The organism is Streptomyces sp. NPDC002130 (assembly GCF_040296465.1).
GTDB lineage: Bacteria > Actinomycetota > Actinomycetes > Streptomycetales > Streptomycetaceae > Streptomyces.
This window is the reverse complement of record NZ_JBEOXI010000696.1, coordinates 1-1,692: the sequence shown is the minus strand read 5'-3', so window position 1 is coordinate 1,692 and position 1,692 is coordinate 1. Positions and strand designations below refer to the sequence as shown.

The window sequence follows — 1,692 nt, the reverse complement described above, 5'->3', positions numbered from 1 at the left end:
GTGGGTATCGCTGTATCCGCGTATCTGGTCACCGATCCGCTGGCGGCCCGGGGCATCGTCACTCTGCTCTCGGCGATACCTGCTATCGCGGCGATGGCGTCGAGTCGACGGGTCATCGTCGGGCATACGATCGTCGCGATTGCACTGGCCTGTGCGGTAGCGATTGTCGTGGCCCACGGATTCGCTGCTGCTCTGGTGAGCTGCACTGTGTCGGCGACGGTCATTTGGTTGCCGGTGTTCATGATCGGTGCCTTGCGCCGCTCTCTGGTGTTGACCCAAGCGCGGTACCGGGAGTTGGCTCATACCGATCCGTTGACGAATCTGCCTAATCGCCGAGGATTTCTCGATCGTATCGAGCGGTATCACCGCACCTCCACGGTCAGTTCCGCGCAGGTCGGTTTCCTGATGATCGATGTCGATCATTTCAAGCAGATCAATGATCTGTTCGGGCACAGCGCGGGGGATCAGACCCTCCGCAGTGTCGTTGCGGCCATCACGCGGACGGCGACTGCGCGAGTGCTGATCGCCAGGTCCGGCGGCGAAGAATTCGTCGCATTCTTCGCCGCCGCGGATGTGGACGACGTGATGACTCTCGCCGAACGGATCCGAGCGTCGGTCGCCGAGTCCTGCGACGTGACGGTCAGTATCGGGGCGATCTACTGCACCCTCGACGATCACGCTGGCTCCCCGGACATGTCGTTGGGGGAGTTGACTGATCTTCTGACCCATCGTGCCGATGCCCTCATGTACGCCGCTAAAGCAGAGGGACGAAATACGGTTCGGTACCAACACCTTCCGCCGTTGAGGGTGAACATGGTGCATGGGCAGCACAGTGATGTCAGCAGGCCCGCATTGTTCGAGATCACGACATCAGCGACCGACCCTGTTCACTAGCGAAATCACGGCGGCGCTGTGAACACGGGTCGTTTGCTCGTGCACTGTGTTTTTCGTCGTCTCGACACCGACACTGTGCGCAACATTCTTACGGAGGTAGCGAGGCTGGCGGAGGGCCCGGTCGCCGCGTCCTTCGCCGACGCAGATCGGAACCCTGTCGAATTCGACGCACCCAATCACGCGGTCGTGGTCCCGGAACCGCTACGCAAGACCGTCGAGGCGGTGAACGAGGCCGGTTGGTCTCGGCTCGGTTTACCAGAAGGCATGGGCGGTGTTCCCGCTCCGGCGCCGCTGGTCTGGGCGATCGGCGAAATGTTGGTCGCGGCAAACGGATCGGCGAGCTTCTTCAACATGGGCCCGCTGATGGCAAGCGTGCTCTACTCCATCGGAAACGAACAGCAGAAACATTGGGCCAAAGAGGGATTCGAGCGCGGCTGGGCTGGAACCATGGTGCTGACGGAACCCGACGCCGGATCCGATGTGGGCGCAGGCCGAACAAAGGCGATCGAGCAGGGCGACGGTACGTGGCACATCGAGGGTGTCAAGCGGTTCATCTCCGGCGGCGACGTCGGAGCAAAACCCTGATCACAAAGACTCTCCGATTCCACTGTCCCGCATTGACCCCTCCGCTCGAAGTCTGCCGTAGACCCCCGACAGATCAAGATTTCCGTTGTGACTCGAAGTTTGCGGACAGGCGCAATATCTACGAAACACCCCCGATACCGGAGGTTCGTAGGGTTTGCCGAAGTCGGGCTCGCAATCAGCAGCGCAGCCCTGGGCCCGGGCGAGGGTCTGTGC

The 1,692-nt window shown here is 61.6% G+C and carries 2 protein-coding genes; both read left to right on the top strand.

Annotation, left to right across the window (positions count from 1 at the left end):
- On the top strand, positions 1 to 894 hold an 894-nt coding region (locus tag ABT116_RS44570), incomplete at its 5' end, for a GGDEF domain-containing protein (protein ID WP_351646631.1).
- Positions 895 to 969: 75 nt separating this feature from the next.
- Entirely contained in the window at positions 970 to 1,479 is a 510-nt protein-coding gene (locus ABT116_RS44565; RefSeq protein ID WP_351646629.1) for an acyl-CoA dehydrogenase family protein, read from the top strand.
- The last annotated feature ends 213 nt before the right edge of the window (positions 1,480 to 1,692 follow it).